We start from the raw sequence: 22,588 nt of genomic DNA, 5'->3' as shown, positions 1-22,588 counted from the left end.
ATTATGTATATTAGTCGTAATTTGGAACAATGGAACACATTTTTGACTATGCTGAAGACAGCATTTGAGCAAGATAAAGCCCAAGAATTTCTCACTTTATTATTAACAGCTGATGAACGAGATGCCGTAGGATTACGCTTGCAAATTGTTTCTCAACTCTTGGATAAAAATCTCCCACAACGAGAAATTCAGCAAAACTTGAATACAAGCGCCGCCACCATTACTCGAGGTTCCAATATGATTAAAACGATGGATCCTGATTTTATGCAATGGATGAAACAACATCTTGATCTCATTGAAAAAAACTAAGCGAATTTTTACCGCACTTTCACGCTTATTTAGTCCTAAATGGTGGAAAAAAAACTGGCAGCGAGTTGTCTTTCGTTTTTTTTTCGCCGTTTTTGCTTTGTTACTGATTTTTCGCTTTGTCCCTATTCCATTTTCCGCTTATATGGTACAACAAAAAGTCGCTAATCTTTTACAAGGCGATTTTCGATACCAAATTCAATATGACTGGGTCAGCCTAGAAAATATTTCTCCCAATATTCAGCTAGCCGTGATTGCATCAGAAGATCAGCGTTTTCCTGAACATTTAGGCTTTGATTTTGAGGCTATCCAACGAGCAATTCGGTATAACGAAAAATCTAAAAAAGGAATTAGAGGGGCATCAACCATTTCCCAACAAACCGCTAAAAACTTAATGCTTTGGCACGGACAAAACTGGCTACGAAAAGGTTTAGAAGTTCCAGCAACTATGTTGCTCGAGCTGACTTGGTCAAAAAAACGTATTTTAGAAGTGTATTTAAATATTGCAGAATTTGGGAACGGCATTTTTGGTGTGGAAGCGGCAAGTCGCTATTACTTTAAAAAATCAGCTAAAAATTTATCGCAAAATGAAGCCGCTCTTTTAGCAGCGGTGTTGCCCAATCCAATCATTTATAAAGTAAATAAGCCAAGCTTATTAGTTCGTAAAAAACAAACTTGGATTTTGAGACAAATGGGAAATTTAGGTACTGAATGCTTGAGCCATTTATAAAAAATCCAATCAAATTTCTAAAGTAAAACAAACTAAAAAATGTTTACTTGATATATAAAATAAAAAAACGAGTCTTAGACTCGTTTTTTTATTTTATATCATTTTTATTACAGGTTTATTACCGCAAATAACACCCAAACAGTATAAATTGTGGCTAAACCATAAAAGATAAATCCACCTGCTGGCACATGCACTTTAAGATCGTGCACACCGTGATGAATACGGTGTAAACCACACCACATTGGAAAAATAGTAAGCACTAAAATAACTAATTTACCAATCCAAGAATAAGCAAAAGTAATTAAATTATGCGCATCGACTAAACCAAATGGTAATAACAAACCGATGATTAGAATAACGACAGGAAGGAAAATTGCACTCACTGTGCCACCTGCTCCGAACATTAACCATACTGGCGGTTCGCCGGAGCGTTTTGGATTTTGATCAACCATTTTTTCTCCCCTTAGATATAAACTAAAACTAACGCAATCACGCTAACTAATGCGGTTACCGCCCAAAGTGCATTTCTTACAACGTGGTGTGGTAAGCGTTCATTTTTCACAATGATATTCATCACTTTTGGTGTCATTAAGAAATATGTCACCGTATGATAAAGCGTTGCGATAAGCGTAATAATATTTAAGAAAACCACAATTGGGTTTCTTAAAAACTCAATAAAGCTCAAGATGCCTAAGCCTGGTATTGGATTGCTTGCGAGACAAAGAACACCATAAAGCAATACAATACAAAACCATACAGCAAAGATTGAAGTCGCTTCACGTAGCATATAAGCTTTATAGAAGTCCAATTTTTTCCACCAAGTCGCTGTCATTGGACGAACATATTTTTTACGTTTACTCACTGTTACTGACATATTCTTCCCCTTAGCCTTTTGGTTTTAGCATAGAGATAACATAATCTTTGGCACTTTCCACTTTTCCTTGGTTAATTGCAGAAGCAGGATCCACATGTTTTGGACAAACTTCTGAGCAATAACCAACGAAAGTACAACTCCAAACCCCATTTTTACCATTTAATAATGACATACGTTTTGCTTTACCATGGTCACGGTTATCAAGATTATAACGATGAGCCATAGTAATAGCTGCAGGGCCTAAGAATTCAGGATTTAAACCAAATTGAGGGCAAGCGGCATAGCATAAACCACAGTTGATACACATTGAGAATTGACGATATTTCTCAAGCTGTGCTGGCGTTTGTTTAGTACGGCTTACTTGCAACTCTTTTGATGGATGTGGTTTACCATCTAATGCTGGCGCTTCGTTACCAATAATATAAGGTTTAATTGCCTCTAAACTCTCGATAAAGTGGCTTAAATCAACCACTAAGTCGCGTTCAATTGGGAAGTTTGCTAACGGCTCAATACGCATATGGCCGCTATAATCACGTAAGAACGTTTTACAAGCCAATTTCGGTTTATTATTTACCATCATCCCGCAAGAACCGCAGATCGCCATACGGCAAGACCAACGATAAGAAAGAGAGGGTTCAAGTTTATCCTTAATATAACCTAATGCATCAAGCAAGGAGGTTTGATTATCATAAGGTACTTGATACGTACTTAGATGCGGCTCTTGATCGATTTCAGGATTGTAGCGTAATACTTCTACATTCATTACTGGTGAATTAGCCATTTGCTTGCTCCTTAGCTTTCGCAGCTGCTTCTTGAGCTTCTGCTTCCGCACCGTAAACACGTTTTGCAGGTTGAGATTTGGTAATTTTCACTGGGCTATATTCAATGCGCGGTGCGCCATTTTCATTGTAGAAAGCAAGTGTGTGTTTTAAATAATTTACATCATCGCGTTCAGTGTAATCTAAGCGTTGATGGGCACCACGAGATTCTTTACGTTCAATCGCTGAATTTGCAATAGATTGTGCAACATCTAGAATGTAACCCAACTCAACGGTGTAAAGCACATCTGTATTGAACACGCTTGAATTATCTGATATGCGAATACGTTTGTAACGTTCTTTTAATTCTGCAATTTTATCTACTGCTTTTTGCATGCTTGCTTGGTCACGGTAAATACCACAACCTTCTTCCATCACAGTACCCATTTCATCACGGATTTCAGACCAAGATTCATTACCTTCCTGTTTATGAAGGGCTTCTAAACGAGCAACAACATCTTTTGCTTGAGCATCAACCGCACTTTGATTTACCGATTGAGCCTCAACTGCACGTTGTGCCGCATATTCCCCTGCTACACGACCTAACACAACAAGTTCAGCTAAAGAGTTAGATCCTAAACGGTTTGCGCCGTGTAAACCTGAAGATGCACATTCTCCTACAGCAAATAAACCTTTGATACGAGTTTCGCTGTTAAAATCAACCTCAATACCGCCCATTGTATAGTGAACAACTGGACGAACTGGGATTGGTTCATTTACTGGATTTACACCTTCATAAGCACTTGCTAATTCACAAATAAATGGCAGACGCTCGTGTAAATATTTTTCGCCAAGATGACGTAAATCTAAATGCACAACATCCACGCCTTTCGCGGTTTTTAAGGTATTACCTTTTTTCCATTCTTGCCAGAATGCTTGAGAAACTTTATCACGAGGGCCAAGCTCCATATATTTATTTTGAGGTTTGCCAATTGGCGTTTCAGGTCCTAGACCATAATCTTGAAGATAGCGATAGCCATCTTTATTCACTAAGATACCGCCTTCGCCACGACAACCTTCGGTCATTAAAATACCCGTATTAGGTAAGCCTGTTGGATGATATTGAACAAACTCCATATCACGAAGTGGTACACCATGACGATACGCCATAGATAAGCCGTCACCTGTTACAATGCCGCCATTGGTATTAAATTTAAATGCACGACAACCACCACCAGTGGCAATCACAACCGCATTGGCATTAATTTGAACAAGTGAACCTTCCATCATATTCATTGCAACCATACCACGAGCATGGCCATCATCAACAAGAATATCTAATACGAAGTGTTCATCAAAACGTTGGATTTGTGGATATTGAATAGAAGTTTGGAAAAGTGTGTGTAGTAAATGGAAACCTGTTTTATCCGCTGCGAACCAAGTACGTTCAATTTTCATTCCACCAAAACGACGCACGTTTACATCGCCATCAGCTTTACGACTCCAAGGGCATCCCCAACGTTCTAATTGAGTCATTTCTACAGGGGAATGTTGTACGAAATATTCCACTACATCTTGCTCACAAAGCCAGTCCCCACCAGCAACGGTATCTTGAAAGTGTTTATCGTAAGAATCTTCTTCTTTGATAACTGCCGCTGCGCCACCTTCTGCTGCCACGGTATGGCTACGCATCGGGTATACTTTAGAAACTAATGCAATTTTTAGGTTAGGATTTGCTTCTGCTGCGGAAATCGCTGCACGTAAACCACCGCCACCAGCACCAACAATCGCAATATCGACATTAACTGTTTGCACGATATCCTCCAATCAATAGAAAGTAAAAATAAATCCCCTAAAAGGGTAATATTACGTGGGCATTGTGCCATTTTTTGTTACAAATTAATAACGTTTTTTATGTCTAAAGATGGAAAAGATCGTATTTTGTGATCTACCTCAAAAAAGCTAAGATTGAGTTGAGAGCAGCTCTCGTTTACAATGTGCAAAATTTTTAAAACAGGATTAAAAATGACCGCACTTAATCATTGGCAACCTTCTGCTGATATAAAAAATCTTCTTAAACGGGCAAAAATTATTGCTGAAATTCGTCAATTTTTTACCGAACGAGGCTTGCTTGAAGTAGAGACGCCTGTTCTAAGTAAATTTGGCGTCACTGATTTACATCTTTACACATTTAGCACAGAATTTCTCGCGCCTTTTGATAATCAATCCAAAACACTTTGGCTTTCTACAAGCCCTGAATATCATATGAAACGCTTGCTTGCTGCAGGCAGTGGAGCTATATTCCAAATCAGCAAAGTGTTTCGCAATGAAGAGGCTGGAAATCGTCATAATCCAGAATTTACTATGCTGGAATGGTATCGACCACACTTTCATATGCATCGTTTAATTAATGAAGTGGATGATTTACTCCAACAAATTTTAGATTGCCCACCAGCAGAAAGTTTAAGCTATCAGTTTGTTTTCCAAGAATATGTAGGTTTAGATCCCTTATCTGCAGAACGTTCAGAATTAATTGAAGCGGCACGTAAACATAATTTTATGGCTGAAGATGATGAAGATCGCGATACTTTATTACAGTTTTTATTTAGTGAAGTCGTTGAGCCTCAAATTGGAAAAGAACGACCTATTGCGGTTTATCATTTCCCTTCAACGCAAGCCGCCCTAGCACAAGTTAGCCCAGAAGATCAACGTGTGGCAGAACGCTTTGAGTTTTATTACAAAGGGTTAGAATTAGCCAATGGTTTTCACGAACTTGCCGATGCGCAGGAACAACGTCATCGCTTTGAATTAGATAATCAACAAAGAAAAAAATGTGGATTGCCTACTCGAGAAATTGATGAACGCTTTCTTGCTGCTTTAGACGCGGGTATGCCAGATTCTTCTGGTGTCGCATTAGGAATAGATCGTCTAATGATGATCGCTTTAGATTGCGAAAAAATTAATGACGTCATTTCTTTTGCTGTGGACAATGCTTAAAGGTAAAAGTGCGGTAAAAATTGTCATCATTTTTATTTACTGATCCATAATGGCAATTTTATATTCATTGATAGCCCACCTAATGGGCTTTTTTCAGCCCAAACACTTCCTTGATGCTCTTTTATTACATGAGATACAATTGCAAGCCCTAATCCTGTGCCTCCAGTCGCTCTAGTTCGCGCTTCATCGACGCGATAAAACGGAGTGAAAATTTTTTCAAATTCATTCGGATTTACCCCAGATCCGTTGTCATTGATACAGATCCTGAGGAATTCTTCTTTTTGGATAAAAATATGAAGAATTTCTTTTTGGTAATTAACAATATTCGCTTCTTTTAATGGGGAATAAATTCTGAGATCGAAATTAGGTACGGCGATCACAAGGCTCATCATTATGAAAAAAGAAAACCAAAACATAAGAAATGTTTGGATAGTGAGTTGATTTAAATTGAAAAAATAACGTAATTTTATAAAAATTAGGTAACTAAAGCGTATCCTTTTCCGCGTAAAGTTTTAAACCAAGAGGGCTTGTTTTTTCGTTCTGGTAATTTGCGTCTTAAATTAGAGATGTGCATATCAAGAGAGCGGTCAAATGGAGTGAGCGGTTTTTCCATTACTTCTAAACTTAATTCTTCTCGACTTACCACATTTCCCTTAGATTTAAGCAATAAACAAAGGATCTTAAATTCATAATCAGTTAAATTGAGATTTTCTTCATTATAGGTTGCAATTCCGTGAGAAAAGTGGAGAGTTATTCCGTCAAAAGAAAGGATTTCTACATTTGCGGTATTATTTGAAGGAGATGCACTACGACGCAAAATTGCCTTAATTCTTGCAATAAGCTCACGATCGTTAAAAGGTTTGGATAAATAATCATCCGCTCCCAATTCTAAGCCTAATACGCGATCAATGTCTTCGCCTCTTGCTGTTAGCATCATCACTGGCACGTTAGAGACTTTACGAATTTCTTTTAATGTTTCGATACCATTTAACTTTGGCATCATTACATCAAGCAAAACCAGCTTATAGCTTTCATTGAGTTTTTGTAATGCTTCTAATCCATTATTTGCTGTTTCAACGTCAAAACCCTCAAGCTCTAAAAGTGTAGAAAGTAATTCAGTTAATTCAATATCATCATCAACGAGCAAGAGTTTTGACATTGGGGATTCCTTTTACCAATTATTATTGTAGTGCGGTGAAAATAAAAAGATTATTTCCAGAATTTCCACCAACTTGATTTTGGTTTCTCACCTGTTTCAATGATGGTGTTATTTTCGCCTTGTTGTGAAACCTCTGGTAAAGGTTTATCAAGATGGGTTTCTGTCACAATCCCACGTTGATCGAATTTTACGGTTAGCGTATGTTGAGCTGGTGTTTCATAGGCACGTTGTTGTAAGAATACGTAATACCAAGTGTAGTTATTATAAGGATCGATTAATACTGGCGTTCCCAACAAATATTGTACTTGTTGAGCAGTCATGCCTTCTTTAACTTGCGCAACGGTAGTCGCTTCTAAATAGTTGCCCTGCGGTACATCAATTCGATATACAACTTTTTCAACGGTGGAACAAGAAGCGAGGCTTAATGCTAAAAAGGTTGCGCCTAAAAGTGTTTTAACTTGCATTTTCTTTACCTTAATTTGTGCAAAAGTTCTGTCAAATAATATCCAAAATTGGGTGTATTTCCAAATTAATTCTCTGATTTTAAAGCCTTTTGTAATTGATCTTTTAAATTTGGCGGTAAACCTTTGATGGTTAGGGTATCTGTCATAGGATCCCATTGAATACGTGTATTCAATAATTCCGCATCAAAACTTAGGGTAACGCCCTTTCCTGACCCAGAGAATTTTGTTAGCGATTTCAATGCTGAACGAACAGGAGGAATGCTCTCTTCCAAACCATAATTCTGTTCTTCCGTAAAGGCGACAAAAGGCTGTTCGTTTAGAGTGGGTAATGAATCAGAAAGTTCCCTTAATTCAATATTGTTACCGTTTGAAAGCTGACCTTTACAATATTCAAACACTTGTTTTTTTACCGCTTGAGTTTGCTCTTTGTTGAGTTCGCCTTGATCGCAGTAATCACTTACCGCTTGCAATAAACACTGATTTTGAACCTGTGGATTTAATCCTTCTTCAGCACCTAAAAAACCCATGAAAAAATCACTAATTTTGCGACCTACACGGCCTTTTATGAAAGTTAAATAACGATTAGAGTTCGCATTTACTTGCAAATCCGTCAAATTTATCCGTGCCGCAATATCAAACTGAGTTATATCAAGATATTCTGTACGGTGAATATCTAAATGCTCATCGACTAACATACTATGACGGCTATCAAGCAATGCAATAAACAAATAATCTGTCGCTAAGAAATTATATTGGCATAAAATCAAGGTGCCACTTTCCGCAAAGTTATATTTACCTAGCTCATCAGCAAGCAATTTTGTTGAATATTGACTAAAACCTAAAAACTCAATTTCTTGTTCTAATAAACGATTTAAATGTTGTGCAAAGATAGACTTTTCCTGAAACACGCCAAAAGCCTTAGCTTTATTTTGATAGCCTTGATGAAGTTGCAACATCATTTGCTCTACTTCTGGCGTAATTGACAGCAACTCATCGCGTAATACGCTTTCCATTTTTATGCTGTCGCCATCCACATTTTTGACTAACTGATGCAAAACAATTTGATTAACGATAATACTCATTTTTGTCACCTTTGAAAAATTTGCCGCAAATTATAACCGCACTTTTTAAGCAAGAAAAAAGAAATTATTTAGGTTCTACCAAATAATCGGGTATCATAAGCCAAATTTTTTGTTTTATTTTTGACATTATGGCTCAACATTCTAAATATTCTGATGCTCAATTAAGTGCGATTGTAAACGATATAATCGCAGTGCTAGAAAAGCATAAAGCCTCGGTAGATCTCTCCTTAATCGCATTGGGTAATATGGCAAGTAATCTATTAACTAGCAGTGTGCCGCAAACTCAACGTGAGGCATTGGCTCAAGCGTTTTCTAATTCCTTAATCAATGCAGTAAAAACACGTTAATATGAAATGGATTAAAAAAGGCACCTTCAGCGGCAAACAATACCGCGATGACGTTTCACGAAAAATTTCGTGGGGTCATTGGTTTGCCTTTTTTAATATTATTGTTGCTATTCTTATTGGCGCACGTTATGCCTTTATCATTGACTGGCCAGATACTCTCGCAGGAAAACTTTATTTCTTTGTAAGTTTGCTCGGGCATTTCAGTTTCAACGTTTTTGCGTTGTACTTACTCGTTGTCTTTCCACTGAGTTTCATTGTTAAAAATCACCGCACTTTTCGCGGATTAACCGTGATTTTTTCCACAATTTGCACAACCTTATTATTATTTGATACTGCAGTATTCAATCGATTCAGCCTGCATTTATCCTCTGTGGTATGGAATTTGCTGGTTAATCCAGAAAATGGCGAAATGTCGCGCGATTGGCAAATTTTCTTTGCACCAATGCCAATAATTTTACTGGCACAGATGTTATTTTCTCGCTGGAGTTGGGAAAAATTACGTAGTCTTGAACGCCAAAAATGGCTAAAAGCTGTCGGTGTATCCTTAACTTCCATGTTTATTACTACGCATTTAATTTATGCTTGGGCAGATGCTTATTTATATCGTCCAATTACGATGCAACGCTCTAATTTTCCTCTTTCTTATCCAATGACAGCTCGTTCTTTTTTAGAAAAACACGGTTTCATTGATGGCGAGCAGTACGCACAAACATTAAAACAAGAGGGGCGTTTAGATGCCTTAAAGATTGATTACCCTAAAAAAACACTCACTTTTGCACCAATTGACAATAAACCAAACATTTTAATGATCACTGTTTCTGGATTACGTTACGATGCCATTTCTCAAGGCAAAATGCCCAAGTTAGCTGAATTTGCAACAAGTTCAACGGAATTCACTAATCATTACAGCACAGGTAATAGTAATAATGCAGGCTTAATTGGGTTATTTTACGGGCTAAATGCAAATTACACCGATAGCATTTTAAGCAATCATACCCAATCTGTTTTAATCGAAAAATTACGTGCTGAAAATTATCAATTGGGTTTATTTTCTGCTACGAATTTCAAAGATAGCGTCTTCCGCCAAGCATTATTTCGTGAAATGAAACTTTCATCGAATAAAACCAGCAAACCAAATAATGAAAGTGCGGTAAAAAATCTCAATGATTTTATTAAAGCACAAAAAATAGACTCCCCTTGGTTTGCTTATTTGGATTTAGCCTTGGAGGCTAAAAACCAAGCAGATTATGACCGCACTTTACAGGACGTGGATTTACTTTTAGCAAAAGTGCTAGAAAATACACCGCTTGAAAACACATTAGTGATTATCACTGCTGAACACGGTTTAACTTTCAATGAAATGAATGACAAAGAGCGAGAAAACTACTTTGGGCGCGATGAAATTCAAGTGCCATTGCTTGTATATTGGAAAGATTTACCAGTAGGCAAACAAAATGGATTAAGTAATCATGCTGATATTTTCTCTGCGTTAATGCAGACAGTATTCCGTGTAGAAAACCCGTTGATGGATTATAGTCAAGGACGCAATCTCTTTGATCTTAAGGGGGATGACTGGGTACTTGCCTCTAATTTCCACTGGAATGTGGTGATTCAACCTGATGGAACACAATACCATATTGATCGCAAAGGTAATTACAAAAAACTCGATAAAGATTATATTGAGCAATCTTCAGACAGACCGCCACTTGGAATCTTCTTAGAAGCTTTCCAATTACAAAATTTCTTCTTTGAAAAATAATCTATAAAGGTAAAAAGTGCGGTTAATTTTGACAGTATTTTATATCCTTTTATTCATCTCGTGGGCTTGTATCCACGCTATGGAAGTTGTGTAGATAAGTCTAAGTTATGTAGGGTGGGCGTTAGCCCACGCATTTATTAAGTTCTTATAGAATAGTGATTATATCTAATTAGATATGTGAATGCCTGCGTTACGACAAATAACCTATAAGTGCATAAAAGAATGGATTTTTTGCCCTTAAGTCTTTATACTCACGCCTCAGTTTAAGACTGAAAAATGTTATTAATGAAAATCCGTGAGTTTTTCATAACATTACCATAATGCTTCTCGCCGTACTTACAGCACCTTTCAATTAATATACATTCTCGTCTTTTTATCCTTTCTTTTTTACGGAGTTTGTATGAAAAGCCACGTTCGTAGTTTTAAAACCTATATTCGCGATGAAATTATCAAAAAAGGCGGATGGGTAAATGCCCATGCACATGCTGACCGCGCTTTTACGATGACGCCAGAGAAAATTGGGATTTATCATAGTAGTAATTTGCAACAAAAATGGGATTTAGTGGATGAAGTAAAACGTACTTCCAGTGTTGATGATTATTACGCACGTTTTTGCCAATCTATTGAATTAATGATATCCCAAGGTGTAACCGCATTTGGAACATTTGTAGATATAGACCCAATTTGTGAAGATCGTGCAATTATTGCCGCACACAAAGCCCGCGAAGTGTATAAACATGACATTATTTTGAAATTTGCCAATCAAACTTTAAAAGGGGTAATCGAACCCACTGCGCGTAAATGGTTTGATATTGGTGCAGAAATGGTAGATATGATTGGCGGCTTACCATATCGTGATGAATTGGATTATGGACGCGGCCTAGAGGCAATGGATATCTTGTTAGATAAGGCCAAATCTCTTGGAATTATGTGTCATGTACATGTAGACCAATTCAATAACCCAAGTGAAAAAGAAACTGAGCAACTTTGCGACAAAACCATTGAACACGGAATGGAAGGGCGAGTTGTGGGTATCCATGGTATTTCCATTGGCTCACATTCAAAAGAATATCGCTACAAACTTTACGAAAAAATGCGTAAAGCTAAAATGATGATGATCGCCTGTCCAATGGCATGGATTGACAGTAATCGCAAAGAAGATCTTATGCCATTCCATAATGCACTCACGCCAGCAGATGAAATGATCCCCGAAGGTATCACTGTTGCCCTAGGCACAGATAATATTTGCGATTATATGGTGCCATTATGTGAGGGGGATTTATGGCAAGAATTAAGCCTATTGGCTGCAGGCTGCCGTTTCCCACACTTAGATGAAATGGTCAATATCGCAAGTATTAATGGTCGTAAAGTATTAGGACTAGAACCAATTTAGCTTTTTATTCCGCCCAATCAAAAGTGCGGTCAAAATGGGCAATATTTAAAAGTTGATTACAAAATCTAGCTTTTAAATGTAGCCCATTTTCGTTGTCCTTTTTTATTTTTAACTTGCCAAAAAACAAAAAATAAATAAAATGAACGTCCATTCATTTTTGGGCGATTATTGCTCTTTATTTTATTCAAGGATCTTATGCGACAAGCTAAAACTGATTTAGCCGAACAAATTTTTCTTGCTACCGATCGTTTAATGGCAAAAGAAGGTTTAGACCGGCTTTCTATGCATAAAATCGCAAAAGAGGCAAATGTAGCGGCGGGAACGATTTACCTTTATTTCAAAAACAAAGATGAGTTGCTTGAACAATTTGCACACAGGGTGTTTTCAATGTTTATGGCAACACTTGAAAAAGATTTTGATGAATCTAAGCCTTTTTTCGAACAGTATCGACAAATGTGGAAAAACATTTGGTATTTCTTACAAGAAAATCCCACTATTCTATCCAATTTAAAGCAATATGAATCTTTGCCGAATTTCAAGGATATTTGTAAAAACGTTAAAAATTGTCGTTGGGATTTATTTTGTGACCAAGCCAAAAAAGCTGGCTTATTAGCCGAGTTACCTGAAGATATTCTCTTTTTATTAAGTTTGAAAACGGCGATAAATTTGGTCTCTGATGCAAAATTTATCGATTTCGATCTTAATCCTGAAATTTTAGAATCTGTGATTGAACGCTCTTGGCGTGCGATTCAGAAATAGGAATTGTTATTTTATAACGGAGCTTTAAACATGAGTCAAACTCAACATCAAAGACCAAAACGCTCACATATTTTCTTGATGAAAGTGATTTTAGCTGTATTTGTCTTAATTTTTGCTGGTGTCATCGGTTTTAATGTATTTAAAGGTGTAATGACAAGTCGAGTGATTGCTAGTATGCCAGAACCTTCAAGTCCCGTGACCGCACTTGAAGTACAACCACGCGAGTGGACACCTGTTATCAATACAACAGGGCTAATACGTCCACATCAAGGTGCTATGCTTAGCGCACAAAATGCGGGTACGGTTTCACAAGTGCTTGTTCAAAATGGACAAAATGTGAAAAAAGGTGAGGTGCTTGTGGAACTTGATAATTTTGTTGAACGTGCCAGCCTACAAGCTGCTCAGGCACAATTATCAGCACTTCGTCAAACTTACCAACGTTATGTGAGCTTATTAAATAGCAATGCTGTATCACGTCAAGAAATGGATAACGCAAAAGCGGCTTATGACGCTCAAGTAGCTAATATTGAATCTCTAAAAGCAGCAATTGAACGTCGTAAAATTGTGGCACCATTTGATGGTAAAGCGGGTATTGTGAAAATCAATATTGGACAATATGTGAATGTTGGAACAGAAATTGTGCGTGTAGAAGATACTAGCTCAATGAAAGTAGATTTTGCTCTTTCACAAAATGATTTAGATAAGTTGCATATTGGTCAGCGTGTTACGGCTACCGTTGATGCTCGTTCTGGCGAAACATTTTCTGCACGTATTACGGCGATTGAACCTGCGGTAAATGCAGCTACTGGGCTTGTGGATATTCAAGCAACATTTGATCCAGAAGATGGACGTAAACTGCTTTCAGGTATGTTCTCTCGTTTGCGTATTGCGCTTTCAACGGAAACAAATCAAATTGTCGTGCCACAAGTCGCTATCAGCTACAATATGTATGGTGAAATTGCTTATTTACTCACACCATTATCTGATGAAGATAAAGGAAAAATGTCAGGTAATGAAAAATTGGATCGTCTCTATCGTGCGAAACAAATCACCGTATTTACTAAAGATCGTCAAGGTGTTTATGCTCAATTACAAGGAAATGAAGTTAAAGCAGGAGATAAAATTATTACAGGCGGTCAGCAAGGTATTGGTAATGGAAGTCTTGTGGAATGGATTAAAAAAGACATTGTGGGTGCAGTAGAGCCTGCACATAAAACACCACTTTAATGTATGAGGAAATCCGAATGAAATTTACCGATATATTTATTCGTCGCCCTGTTTTAGCAGTTTCAATTAGTTTGTTAATGATTATTTTAGGGTTGCAAGCGATCTCGAAATTGGCAGTGCGTGAATACCCTAAAATGACCACTACAGTCATTACAGTGAGTACCGCATATCCAGGGGCAGATGCGAATTTAATCCAAGCATTTGTTACCTCAAAATTGGAAGAATCTATCGCGCAAGCCGATAATATTGACTATATGTCTTCGACTAGTGCGCCTAGCAGTTCGACTATTACAATAAAAATGAAATTAAATACCGATCCTGCAGGTGCGTTGGCAGATGTGTTAGCCAAAGTGAATGCAGTAAAGTCGGCGTTACCAAATGGTATTGAAGATCCTAGTGTATCCTCTTCTTCAGGTGGGAGCGGTATTATGTATATCAGTTTCCGATCTAAAAAACTGGATTCTAGTCAGGTGACCGATTATATCAATCGTGTAGTCAAACCACAGTTTTTTACCATTGAGGGTGTTGCTGAAGTACAGGTATTTGGTGCCGCTGAATATGCATTACGTATTTGGCTTGATCCACAAAAAATGGCAGCTCAAAATCTTTCTGCTCCAGCAGTAATGTCTGCGCTTTCTGCTAATAACGTACAAACGGCTGCGGGGAACGATAATGGCTATTATGTGAGTTATCGTAACAAAGTTGAGACCACAACGACATCTGTGGAACAACTCAGCAACTTAATTATTTCATCAAATGGCGATGATTTAGTGCGTTTGCGTGATATTGCAACCGTTGAATTAAATAAAGAAAGTGATAATTCGCGTGCTACGGCAAATGGCGCAGAATCCGTCGTGTTAGCCATCAATCCAACCTCCACAGCAAACCCTTTGACTGTCGCAGAAAAAATTCGCCCTTTATATGAAAGTATAAAAACACAACTGCCAGACAGTATGGAAAGCGATATTCTTTATGACCGCACTATTGCTATTAATAGTTCCATTCACGAGGTAATAAAAACTATTGGAGAAGCCACTTTAATCGTTTTAGTGGTAATTTTAATGTTTATCGGTTCGTTCCGCGCCATTTTAATTCCAATATTAGCTATTCCAATTTCTCTTATTGGCGTGTTAATGCTGCTACAAAGTTTCAACTTTTCTATTAATTTAATGACCTTGCTCGCTTTAATTCTTGCCATAGGTTTAGTTGTGGATGATGCTATTGTAGTGCTGGAAAATGTTGATCGTCATATTAAAGAGGGGGAAACGCCATTCCGAGCGGCGATTATTGGTACGCGTGAAATTGCAGTCCCCGTTATTTCTATGACTATTGCATTGATCGCAGTTTATTCGCCAATGGCTTTAATGGGGGGGATTACTGGCACATTGTTTAAAGAGTTTGCTTTAACTCTAGCTGGTGCGGTATTTATTTCAGGCATTGTGGCATTAACTCTTTCTCCGATGATGAGTAGCAAGTTGCTTAAATCAAACGCCCAACCAACTTGGTTAGAACAAAAGGTTGAACATACATTAGGAAAAGTTAATCGTATTTACGAATATATGCTTGATCTTGTTATGCTCAATCGTAAATCAATGCTGGCTTTTGCTGTGGTAATTTTCTCAACGCTCCCATTTTTGTTTAATGCGCTTTCTAGTGAATTAACACCAAATGAAGATAAAGGCGCATTTATTGCAATTGGTAATGCACCATCTAGCGTAAATGTAGATTACATTCAAAATGCAATGCAACCATATATGAAAAATGTAATGGATACGCCTGAGGTTTCTTTTGGAATGAGTATTGCTGGAGCACCAAATTCTAATGGTTCTTTGAATATCATTACTTTAAAAGATTGGAAAGAACGCACACGTAAACAATCTGTTGTGATGAATGAATTAAATGCAAAAGCAAAATCTATTCCAGAAGTATCAGTTTCTGCCTTCAATTTCCCTGAAATTGATACAGGAGAACAAGGGCCGCCAGTTTCTATTGTGTTAAAAACTGCACAAGATTATAAATCTTTAGCGAATACTGCAGAGAAATTCTTAAATGCGATGAAAGCTTCAGGTAAATTTATTTATTCCAATTTAAATTTAACTTATGACACCGCACAAATGACGATTTCTGTGGATAAGGAAAAAGCGGGAACTTACGGCATTACAATGCAACAGATTAGTAATACTTTAGGCAGTTTCTTATCTGGTGCGACAGTTACGCGTGTGGATGTAGATGGACGTGCTTATAAAGTAATTTCGCAGGTAAAACGAGATGATCGCTTATCGCCAGAAAGTTTCCAAAATTATTATTTAACTGCATCTAATGGTCAATCAGTGCCATTAAGTAGTGTTATCAGTATGAAATTAGAAACTCAGCCAACATCATTACCGCGTTTCAGCCAATTAAATTCGGCTGAAATCAGTGCTGTACCAATGCCGGGAACATCAAGTGGCGATGCCATTGCTTGGCTTCAACAACAGGCAAATGATAATTTGCCACAAGGATACACTTATGATTTCAAATCCGAAGCTCGTCAATTAGTACAAGAGGGTAATGCACTTACGACGACTTTCATTCTTGCTGTCGTAATTATTTTCTTGGTGCTTGCTATTCAGTTTGAATCTATACGTGACCCAATGGTAATTATGATTTCCGTACCATTAGCCGTAAGTGGTGCATTAGTGAGTTTAAACTTACTCTCTTTCTTCGGTATAGCTGGCACTACGTTGAATATTTATTCAAAAGTAGGATTGATTACCCTAGTAGGATTAATCACTAAACACGGTATCTTAATGTGCGAAGTGGCAAAAGAAGAACAGCTAAACTATGGGAAAACGCGTATTGAGGCAATCACTCACGCGGCAAAAGTGCGTTTGCGCCCAATTCTAATGACAACCGCAGCAATGGTAGCTGGCTTAATTCCATTACTCTATGCAACAGGTGCGGGAGCGGTATCTCGCTTTAGTATGGGGATAGTGATTGTGGCTGGATTATCCATTGGTACTATTTTTACCTTGTTCGTCTTGCCTGTGGTATATAGCTATGTCGCAACTGAACACAAACCATTACCGGTTTTTGATGAAAATAAAACAACCCACTAATTAAAACATAGAAAAAACAAACCGCACTTAGGTTATCTTACGTAATTCGTACTTATAAATAGTTGTTTTATCCAACTTTTTTGAGCATAACCTGTATAAGTGCGGTATTTTTTTATTCTGTTAATTATATAAATGATCCACTTATCTTAGTCTTTATTTAAAGGCTATTTTTCAGTAAACTTAGCAAATTTTGTTGAATTATTAAAATTATCACTTCAAATCTAGGAATTTATTGTGGCACATCGAGATTTTGCTGCGCGTCGTAGCTCAAATAATAAGAAAAAAAATAAGAAAAAGAATACAAATGTCTTGATCTTTCTTGCTTTATTTATTGTTCTGGTTTTTGCTGTTGGACTTTATTTGTTGAAAAATAAAAATAGCAAGGTAATAGTGCAGCAAGCTATAACACAACAGGAAAAAGCTCAACTTAAAAGTGTGTTACCTAATCGTCCAGAGGAAGTGTGGAGTTATATTAAAGCCTTAGAAACGCGTACTGTACCTGTAGATAATAATCCAGCGAGTGTAGAACAAAATATGCGTTTAACAGAAGAACAACGTCAAGTTTTAATTCAAATGGAAAGAGATCAAAAAGCGGCTGATGAAGCTAGAAAACTGGCTGAGCAACAGAGAATAGAAGATGCAACGAGAACTCAATCCAAAAAAACGGAAGATATGAAAAATACAGAGGCAGAAATCGTAAAATTGGAATCAATTAAAAAGCAAGACTCACAGAAAATTGAAAGCGTAAAAAAAGTAGAACAAATAAAAACGGTTAATAATGTACGGGATAGCAAGAAATTTGGTTTACAATGCGGGGCTTTCAAAAATCGAGTGCAAGCCGAAAATCTGCAAGGTCGTTTACAGATGACAGGATTAAATGCTCAAATACAAACTAACGGCGAATGGAACCGTGTTCGTGTAGCAAGTTTTGATACTCGAGAGCTTGCAGTACAGGCACAAAGTAGAGCTAAAACTGTTACCGATTGTGTTGTGATTGGTATGTAATATCTATTTATTTTAATGCCGAGTACCGAAAGGTGGTTTTGCAAACCAAATCACAATAAACAATCCTAAGAATCCCATCGCGGATAGCCAAAATATTTCATTTGCACCAATAATAAATCCTTGCGATGTTATTTGTTGAGCGAGGTAAGCTGAAGTTTGGCTATCACTTAAACCAAATTGATTCATTTGATGGTAAAAACTTTGGGAAATTGGGTTATAAGGATTAATGTGTTCTGTTAATTGAGTGTGGTGAACAGCTTCACGGTTATACCACATAAATGTGGTCAAAGATGTTCCTACAGAACCCGCTAAAGTTCTCAAAAAGTTAAATAAGCTAGAGGCTGAAGCCATTTTATGCGCAGGCAAGCCAGACAGCGTTATTGTAGTAAGTGGCATAAAGAAACAGGACACCGCTAAACCTTGCACTAATTGTGGTAAAGCTACATCAACAAATGTCATTGATGGCTCGAAAGTTACCGCTCGCCAATAAAATGTTATTGCATATACAATAAAGCTTATCGTCACTAAAATTCGCATATCGATCTTATAACCGAAACGTCCAATAATCGGTGAAAGTAAAATAGGGAATAATCCAACTGGGGAAGCCGCAAGCCCTGCCCACGTCGCAGTATAATGGAAGACTTGTTGTAGCAAGAGCGGAATTAATACCACAGAACCTAGATAAATCAAAAAGGCTAAACTAGTACATAAACACCCTACGCTAAAATTACGAGAATGGAAAAGCGAAATATCCACTACAGGATTGTCATCTGTCAATTCCCAAATAACCAAGGCAATCAGACAAACGACAGCAACAACGGCTAATATAATGATTTCATTAGAATTAAACCAATCTTGCTCACGGCCCTGATCAAGCATTAATTGCAAACATCCCACGCCTAAGACAAGTAAAACTAAACCGACTTTATCAATAGGTTGATGAACAATTTCACTTTCTCGGCCACCCAAAATCTTCCAGCTGATTAGCACAACTAACAAACCGATCGGAACATTGATAAAAAAGATCCATCCCCAATGGATATTATCGCTAATCCATCCGCCTAAAATTGGGCCAAAAATAGGCGCAACCACAATAGTCATTGACCAAAATGCCAATGCCATTCCGCGTTTTTCTGGTGGATAATTATTTAATAATAAACTTTGAGAAAGAGGGATCACTGGGCCTGCGACAGCACCTTGAATGACTCGGTAAATAATTAATGCTTCAAGACTATCCGCAATCCCACAGAGCCAAGAAGAGACAACAAATAAAAAAGTTGAGACTAAAAATAACCGCACTTCGCCAAAACGTTTTGCTAACCAACCCGTTATTGGAATAGAAATCGCATTTGCCACACCAAAAGAAGTGATTACCCACGTACCTTGACTAAAAGATGCGCCAAGATCGCCCGCAATAGTAGGAATTGCCACATTTGCAATGGTAGAATCTAATACCTGCATAAAGGTGGCAAGAGATAAAGCCAGCGTTAATAAAATCAGCGCACCACCTTGAATAGGCGGGAATTTTTTTGCGGAATTGTCCATAATGCCGCCTTAATGGCTGTTTTGCTGAATGATAGATTCAATCAAATTTTCTACCGCACTTTCATCATATTTAAGTGTATCAGTAGAAAATAACGTTTTCGGTTCTGCTTTTTCTCGTAGCATTGCGCCTGATGAATCTGAAATTCTTACTTTTGCCGTTGCAGAAAGACCAATTCTCAATGGCGTTTCTGTAAATTGTTGTGGATCTAATTTAATTCGCACAGGTACGCGTTGCACCACTTTAATCCAGTTACCCGTAGCATTTTGTGAAGGCAAAAGAGAAAATGCATTGCCAGTCCCCATTTCAATACCATTTATCACGCCATCAAATTCTTTATTTTTACCGTATAAATCAAAATGGATTTTTACTGGCTGACCAATGCGCATATTCGTTAATTGGGTTTCTTTGAAGTTAGCTTCTAGCCACATTTGTTCATTAGATACCACTGCCATTAACGCGCCACCCACTGAAACGGCTTGCCCAACTTGAACATTACGACGCGCCACATAGCCATCAATTGGACTTCTAATTTTTGTACGTTGTAAATTCAACCAAGCCTGTTTGAGTGAACTCATTGCATTCTGTATTTGCGGTTGTTCACGTAATGGAACGTTACTCAATAAAGCCTGATTAGCAGCCAATTGATTTTTAGAGGCATTTAAATTTGCTTTGGCAAGCTCGACAGCTTCTTTTGCGTGTTGGAAAGATTCTTTATCAATCGCACCCATTTTTTCAAGTTGAACTCGGCGAGCCAAATTGCCTTGTGCTTGAGCTAAAGAAATTTCATTGGCGTGCACAGCTGATTGCAATTGTTGCACAGTGAAACCGAGTTGTTCTACCTGACGTACAGCATTGGCGAGATTGCTTTTGGCCTGTTCGAAACTAAGTTTCGCATTCGTATCATCCAATTCAACTAGAATATCACCTGCATGGACTTTATCCATATTGTCAGCATTAATCTTCGCTACATTACCTGCAACTTGTGATGACACCATCACTTGATTACCGCCCACATAAGCATCTTCTGTTTCTTCAAAATCCTTCAAGAAGAAAAACCAATACAAAGCACAAGCAATACCAATAATAAGCAAGATAAAAATAAAAATGCTTAAGCCTTTTTTACGGTTAGTTTTCTTTGATACAGATTTATTTGATGGGGTTTCAGTTGCAGTTTGCGTCATAATGCCTTCCCTGATTTGGGATAATGTTTAAAAATGGGATATTTAAAACTATCAAAAATAAAAATGGAAGGTCATTATGAAACTTTAAAAAGGGGAACTCAAGGGAAAATCATCATCTTTTTGTTTGCTAGATTAATGAATGTTCTAGAAGTATTGTTTCATTTATCTGATTTATTTTCGGGTAAGAATTAAAGATCGGCAATCATAGCGATTTTGTTCATCTGCCTTACGATATTCATCAAATTCAATTTCCCACTCCTCCCAATTTAATTGAGGGAAAAAAGTATCGCCATCTAGTTCTGTTTGAATTTGAGTAAGGTATAACTTGTCCGCTTGTGGCAAATATTGTTTGAATAACTCTCCCCCACCAAGCAGCATAATTTCATCAAAATCTCTGACAAAATCGACCGCACTTTCAAGGCTATCTTTCCATACCACGCCTTCTCGTTCAAAGGGCTGACGAGAAAGTACGATATTAGTGCGTTTAGGTAGCGGGCGACCAATACTTTCAAACGTTTTACGTCCCATGATGACAGGTTTGCCAGTCGTGTTCTGACGAAACCATGCTAAATCAGCAGGCAAGTGCCAAGGCATTTGGTTATCTTTACCAATCACATTATTTAATGTTGTCGCCACAATTAAACTAAATGTCATAAGTCCCCCTAAAATTTGCCGTTACTATACCTGATATTAAGTGATTTGTCATTGATTTAGTGATAACGTTAATACCAATTTTAAGAACTTGGGAAAGGACTATGAACAAAAAAACAATTGTTGTGAAATTCGGTACAAGCACGCTAACTCAGGGGTCGCCAAAACTGAATTCGCCACATATGATGGAAATCGTTCGTCAAATTGCACAACTGCATAATGATGGATTTCGTATAGTGATCGTGACTTCTGGCGCTATTGCAGCAGGTCGCCATTATCTGAATCATCCTCAATTACCACCCACAATCGCCTCAAAGCAACTACTTGCAGCGGTTGGTCAGAGCCAATTAATTCAGGCTTGGGAAAAATTATTTGCTATTTATGATATTCATATCGGACAACTTTTATTAACTCGTGCCGATATTGAAGATCGCGAACGTTTTTTAAATGCGCGAGATACTTTACACGCACTTTTAGATAATCACATTATTCCTGTGATTAATGAAAATGATGCGGTGGCGACTGCAGAAATTAAAGTGGGCGATAATGACAATTTATCTGCACTAGTCGCTATTCTTGTGCAAGCGGAACAACTTTATTTATTGACTGATCAACAAGGTTTATTCGATAGTGATCCGCGTAAAAATCCTGAAGCAAAATTAATTCCAGTTGTAGAACAAATCACGGATCATATTCGATCAATTGCAGGAGGAAGTGGTACAAATCTTGGTACTGGTGGAATGATGACAAAAATCATTGCTGCAGATGTTGCCACTCGCTCTGGAATTGAAACCATTATAGCTCCGGGTAATCGCCAAAATGTAATTGCAGATCTTGCTTATGAACAAAATATTGGCACAAAATTTATTGCACACCAATCTGATCGATTAGAAAGCCGCAAACAATGGCTTTTCGCCGCGCCATCGGCAGGCATTATCACTATTGATGATGGAGCGAAAAATGCCATTCTTGAACAAAATAAATCTTTATTACCCGCTGGTATTATTAACGTGGAAGGGCGTTTTTCGCGTGGTGAAGTAGTCAAAATACGCACTCAATCGGGTAAAGACATTGCACTAGGTATGCCACGCTATAACAGCGATGCCCTACAATTAATTAAGGGCCGAAAATCAACAGACATTGAACATGTGTTAGGCTATGAATACGGTGCGGTAGCAATACATCGTGATGACATGATTATTTTGTCATAATGCCCTTTGGTTGATAAAAGCACTGATTTATGAAACAATCT

At 37.6% G+C, this 22,588-nt stretch carries 21 protein-coding genes and 1 pseudogene; 11 read left to right on the top strand and 11 right to left on the bottom strand.

The genetic code is table 11. The features are described from left to right. Positions 1–3: 3 nt before the first annotated feature. The gene (gene trpR / locus ACPT8Q_RS00560; RefSeq protein ID WP_041175277.1) at positions 4–309 is read left to right on the top strand and encodes a trp operon repressor; all 306 of its coding nucleotides are present in this window, start codon (positions 4–6) and stop codon (positions 307–309) included. Beyond that, the gene (mtgA, locus tag ACPT8Q_RS00555) at positions 296–1,036 is read left to right on the top strand and encodes a monofunctional biosynthetic peptidoglycan transglycosylase (RefSeq protein WP_061671285.1); all 741 of its coding nucleotides are present in this window, start codon (positions 296–298) and stop codon (positions 1,034–1,036) included. Before trpR ends, mtgA begins: the two co-directional genes overlap by 14 nt. A gap of 107 nt (positions 1,037–1,143) precedes the next feature. Here mtgA and frdD read toward each other — a convergent pair whose 3' ends face one another. Genes frdD through frdA form a run of 4 tightly spaced genes read right to left on the bottom strand, consistent with a single transcriptional unit; the run spans position 1,144 to position 4,483 of the window. Continuing rightward, complete coding sequence (gene frdD, locus ACPT8Q_RS00550) at positions 1,144–1,488, bottom strand: fumarate reductase subunit FrdD (protein ID WP_061671284.1); 345 nt, start codon at positions 1,486–1,488, stop codon at positions 1,144–1,146. 11 nt (positions 1,489–1,499) lie between these two features. Further along, the gene (gene frdC / locus ACPT8Q_RS00545; RefSeq protein WP_061671283.1) at positions 1,500–1,910 is read right to left on the bottom strand and encodes a fumarate reductase subunit FrdC; all 411 of its coding nucleotides are present in this window, start codon (positions 1,908–1,910) and stop codon (positions 1,500–1,502) included. Positions 1,911–1,920: 10 nt separating this feature from the next. Continuing rightward, positions 1,921–2,691: a succinate dehydrogenase/fumarate reductase iron-sulfur subunit gene (locus ACPT8Q_RS00540; protein ID WP_005639269.1), complete on the bottom strand. Its 771-nt coding sequence runs from the start codon at positions 2,689–2,691 to the stop codon at positions 1,921–1,923. Continuing rightward, entirely contained in the window at positions 2,684–4,483 is a 1,800-nt protein-coding gene (gene frdA, locus ACPT8Q_RS00535; protein WP_021034728.1) for a fumarate reductase (quinol) flavoprotein subunit, read from the bottom strand. The genes ACPT8Q_RS00540 and frdA overlap by 8 nt, the downstream gene beginning before the upstream one ends. A 210-nt stretch (positions 4,484–4,693) precedes the next feature. Between frdA and epmA the strand changes: the two genes are divergently transcribed. After that, positions 4,694–5,665, top strand: a complete 972-nt coding sequence (gene epmA, locus ACPT8Q_RS00530; RefSeq protein ID WP_061671282.1) for an elongation factor P--(R)-beta-lysine ligase — start codon at positions 4,694–4,696, stop codon at positions 5,663–5,665. 32 nt (positions 5,666–5,697) lie between these two features. Here the strand turns inward: epmA and ACPT8Q_RS00525 are convergent. The 4 genes and pseudogenes from ACPT8Q_RS00525 to yejK form a co-directional block, all read right to left on the bottom strand. Then, positions 5,698–5,991 (bottom strand): annotated as a pseudogene (locus ACPT8Q_RS00525) (ATP-binding protein); the annotation flags it as partial. A 149-nt stretch (positions 5,992–6,140) separates the two neighbouring features. Further along, positions 6,141–6,824 carry a response regulator gene (locus tag ACPT8Q_RS00520; protein ID WP_050948716.1) on the bottom strand — a complete coding sequence of 228 codons (684 nt, stop codon included), beginning with the start codon at positions 6,822–6,824 and terminating at the stop codon, positions 6,141–6,143. A 50-nt stretch (positions 6,825–6,874) separates the two neighbouring features. Continuing rightward, positions 6,875–7,288 (bottom strand): outer membrane protein assembly factor BamE, encoded by a 414-nt coding sequence (gene bamE / locus ACPT8Q_RS00515; RefSeq protein ID WP_005648317.1) that lies wholly within the window; start codon positions 7,286–7,288, stop codon positions 6,875–6,877. A gap of 65 nt (positions 7,289–7,353) precedes the next feature. Continuing rightward, positions 7,354–8,370 (bottom strand): nucleoid-associated protein YejK, encoded by a 1,017-nt coding sequence (gene yejK, locus ACPT8Q_RS00510; protein WP_050948715.1) that lies wholly within the window; start codon positions 8,368–8,370, stop codon positions 7,354–7,356. Positions 8,371–8,498: 128 nt separating this feature from the next. Between yejK and ACPT8Q_RS00505 the strand changes: the two genes are divergently transcribed. From ACPT8Q_RS00505 to ACPT8Q_RS00475, 7 genes are all read left to right on the top strand, one after another. Further along, on the top strand, positions 8,499–8,717 hold the full coding sequence (locus tag ACPT8Q_RS00505; RefSeq protein ID WP_005670154.1) for a YejL family protein: 219 nt from the start codon (positions 8,499–8,501) through the stop codon (positions 8,715–8,717). Between the two features lies 1 nt (position 8,718). Continuing rightward, complete coding sequence (locus ACPT8Q_RS00500) at positions 8,719–10,476, top strand: DUF3413 domain-containing protein (protein WP_061671281.1); 1,758 nt, start codon at positions 8,719–8,721, stop codon at positions 10,474–10,476. 400 nt (positions 10,477–10,876) lie between these two features. Beyond that, positions 10,877–11,869: an amidohydrolase family protein gene (locus tag ACPT8Q_RS00495; protein ID WP_005631292.1), complete on the top strand. Its 993-nt coding sequence runs from the start codon at positions 10,877–10,879 to the stop codon at positions 11,867–11,869. 195 nt (positions 11,870–12,064) lie between these two features. Next, entirely contained in the window at positions 12,065–12,628 is a 564-nt protein-coding gene (gene acrR / locus ACPT8Q_RS00490) for an efflux transporter AcrAB transcriptional repressor AcrR (RefSeq protein ID WP_050846587.1), read from the top strand. A 30-nt stretch (positions 12,629–12,658) separates the two neighbouring features. Next, a complete protein-coding gene (gene acrA / locus ACPT8Q_RS00485) occupies positions 12,659–13,855 on the top strand; it encodes a multidrug efflux RND transporter periplasmic adaptor subunit AcrA (protein WP_050846588.1) in 1,197 nt (398 codons plus the stop codon). 17 nt (positions 13,856–13,872) lie between these two features. Next, positions 13,873–16,953, top strand: a complete 3,081-nt coding sequence (gene acrB, locus ACPT8Q_RS00480; protein WP_050948713.1) for a multidrug efflux RND transporter permease subunit AcrB — start codon at positions 13,873–13,875, stop codon at positions 16,951–16,953. Between the two features lie 234 nt (positions 16,954–17,187). Then, entirely contained in the window at positions 17,188–17,958 is a 771-nt protein-coding gene (locus ACPT8Q_RS00475; protein ID WP_425627534.1) for an SPOR domain-containing protein, read from the top strand. Positions 17,959–17,970: 12 nt separating this feature from the next. On the opposite strand, the gene ACPT8Q_RS00470 is transcribed toward ACPT8Q_RS00475, so the two are convergent. The 3 genes from ACPT8Q_RS00470 to folA form a co-directional block, all read right to left on the bottom strand. Continuing rightward, on the bottom strand, positions 17,971–19,503 hold the full coding sequence (locus ACPT8Q_RS00470; protein WP_425627533.1) for a DHA2 family efflux MFS transporter permease subunit: 1,533 nt from the start codon (positions 19,501–19,503) through the stop codon (positions 17,971–17,973). A 9-nt stretch (positions 19,504–19,512) separates the two neighbouring features. After that, positions 19,513–20,685 (bottom strand): EmrA/EmrK family multidrug efflux transporter periplasmic adaptor subunit, encoded by a 1,173-nt coding sequence (locus tag ACPT8Q_RS00465; protein WP_425627532.1) that lies wholly within the window; start codon positions 20,683–20,685, stop codon positions 19,513–19,515. Between the two features lie 171 nt (positions 20,686–20,856). Then, positions 20,857–21,339 carry a type 3 dihydrofolate reductase gene (gene folA, locus ACPT8Q_RS00460; protein WP_425627531.1) on the bottom strand — a complete coding sequence of 161 codons (483 nt, stop codon included), beginning with the start codon at positions 21,337–21,339 and terminating at the stop codon, positions 20,857–20,859. A 101-nt stretch (positions 21,340–21,440) separates the two neighbouring features. Here folA and proB point away from each other — a divergent pair, with 101 nt between their 5' ends. Then, positions 21,441–22,547, top strand: a complete 1,107-nt coding sequence (gene proB, locus ACPT8Q_RS00455) for a glutamate 5-kinase (RefSeq protein WP_425627530.1) — start codon at positions 21,441–21,443, stop codon at positions 22,545–22,547. Positions 22,548–22,588 lie beyond the last annotated feature (41 nt).

This window comes from Haemophilus sp. HN_Hi10 (assembly GCF_049821985.1).
GTDB lineage: Bacteria > Pseudomonadota > Gammaproteobacteria > Enterobacterales > Pasteurellaceae > Haemophilus > Haemophilus influenzae_D.
This window is presented reverse-complemented; position numbering and strand designations above follow the sequence as displayed.

What these genes read in the sequence shown, in the direction of transcription:
- ACPT8Q_RS00540 (WP_005639269.1), bottom strand. Translation starts at nt 2,691, where the DNA reads ATGGCTAATTCACCAGTAATGAATGTAGAAGTATTACGCTACAATCCT.
- proB (WP_425627530.1), top strand. Translation starts at nt 21,441, where the DNA reads ATGAACAAAAAAACAATTGTTGTGAAATTCGGTACAAGCACGCTAACT.
- ACPT8Q_RS00465 (WP_425627532.1), bottom strand. Translation starts at nt 20,685, where the DNA reads ATGACGCAAACTGCAACTGAAACCCCATCAAATAAATCTGTATCAAAG.
- trpR (WP_041175277.1), top strand. Translation starts at nt 4, where the DNA reads ATGTATATTAGTCGTAATTTGGAACAATGGAACACATTTTTGACTATG.
- folA (WP_425627531.1), bottom strand. Translation starts at nt 21,339, where the DNA reads ATGACATTTAGTTTAATTGTGGCGACAACATTAAATAATGTGATTGGT.
- ACPT8Q_RS00505 (WP_005670154.1), top strand. Translation starts at nt 8,499, where the DNA reads ATGGCTCAACATTCTAAATATTCTGATGCTCAATTAAGTGCGATTGTA.
- yejK (WP_050948715.1), bottom strand. Translation starts at nt 8,370, where the DNA reads ATGAGTATTATCGTTAATCAAATTGTTTTGCATCAGTTAGTCAAAAAT.
- ACPT8Q_RS00470 (WP_425627533.1), bottom strand. Translation starts at nt 19,503, where the DNA reads ATGGACAATTCCGCAAAAAAATTCCCGCCTATTCAAGGTGGTGCGCTG.
- frdD (WP_061671284.1), bottom strand. Translation starts at nt 1,488, where the DNA reads ATGGTTGATCAAAATCCAAAACGCTCCGGCGAACCGCCAGTATGGTTA.
- acrA (WP_050846588.1), top strand. Translation starts at nt 12,659, where the DNA reads ATGAGTCAAACTCAACATCAAAGACCAAAACGCTCACATATTTTCTTG.
- acrB (WP_050948713.1), top strand. Translation starts at nt 13,873, where the DNA reads ATGAAATTTACCGATATATTTATTCGTCGCCCTGTTTTAGCAGTTTCA.
- acrR (WP_050846587.1), top strand. Translation starts at nt 12,065, where the DNA reads ATGCGACAAGCTAAAACTGATTTAGCCGAACAAATTTTTCTTGCTACC.
- bamE (WP_005648317.1), bottom strand. Translation starts at nt 7,288, where the DNA reads ATGCAAGTTAAAACACTTTTAGGCGCAACCTTTTTAGCATTAAGCCTC.
- ACPT8Q_RS00500 (WP_061671281.1), top strand. Translation starts at nt 8,719, where the DNA reads ATGAAATGGATTAAAAAAGGCACCTTCAGCGGCAAACAATACCGCGAT.
- ACPT8Q_RS00495 (WP_005631292.1), top strand. Translation starts at nt 10,877, where the DNA reads ATGAAAAGCCACGTTCGTAGTTTTAAAACCTATATTCGCGATGAAATT.
- ACPT8Q_RS00520 (WP_050948716.1), bottom strand. Translation starts at nt 6,824, where the DNA reads ATGTCAAAACTCTTGCTCGTTGATGATGATATTGAATTAACTGAATTA.
- epmA (WP_061671282.1), top strand. Translation starts at nt 4,694, where the DNA reads ATGACCGCACTTAATCATTGGCAACCTTCTGCTGATATAAAAAATCTT.
- frdC (WP_061671283.1), bottom strand. Translation starts at nt 1,910, where the DNA reads ATGTCAGTAACAGTGAGTAAACGTAAAAAATATGTTCGTCCAATGACA.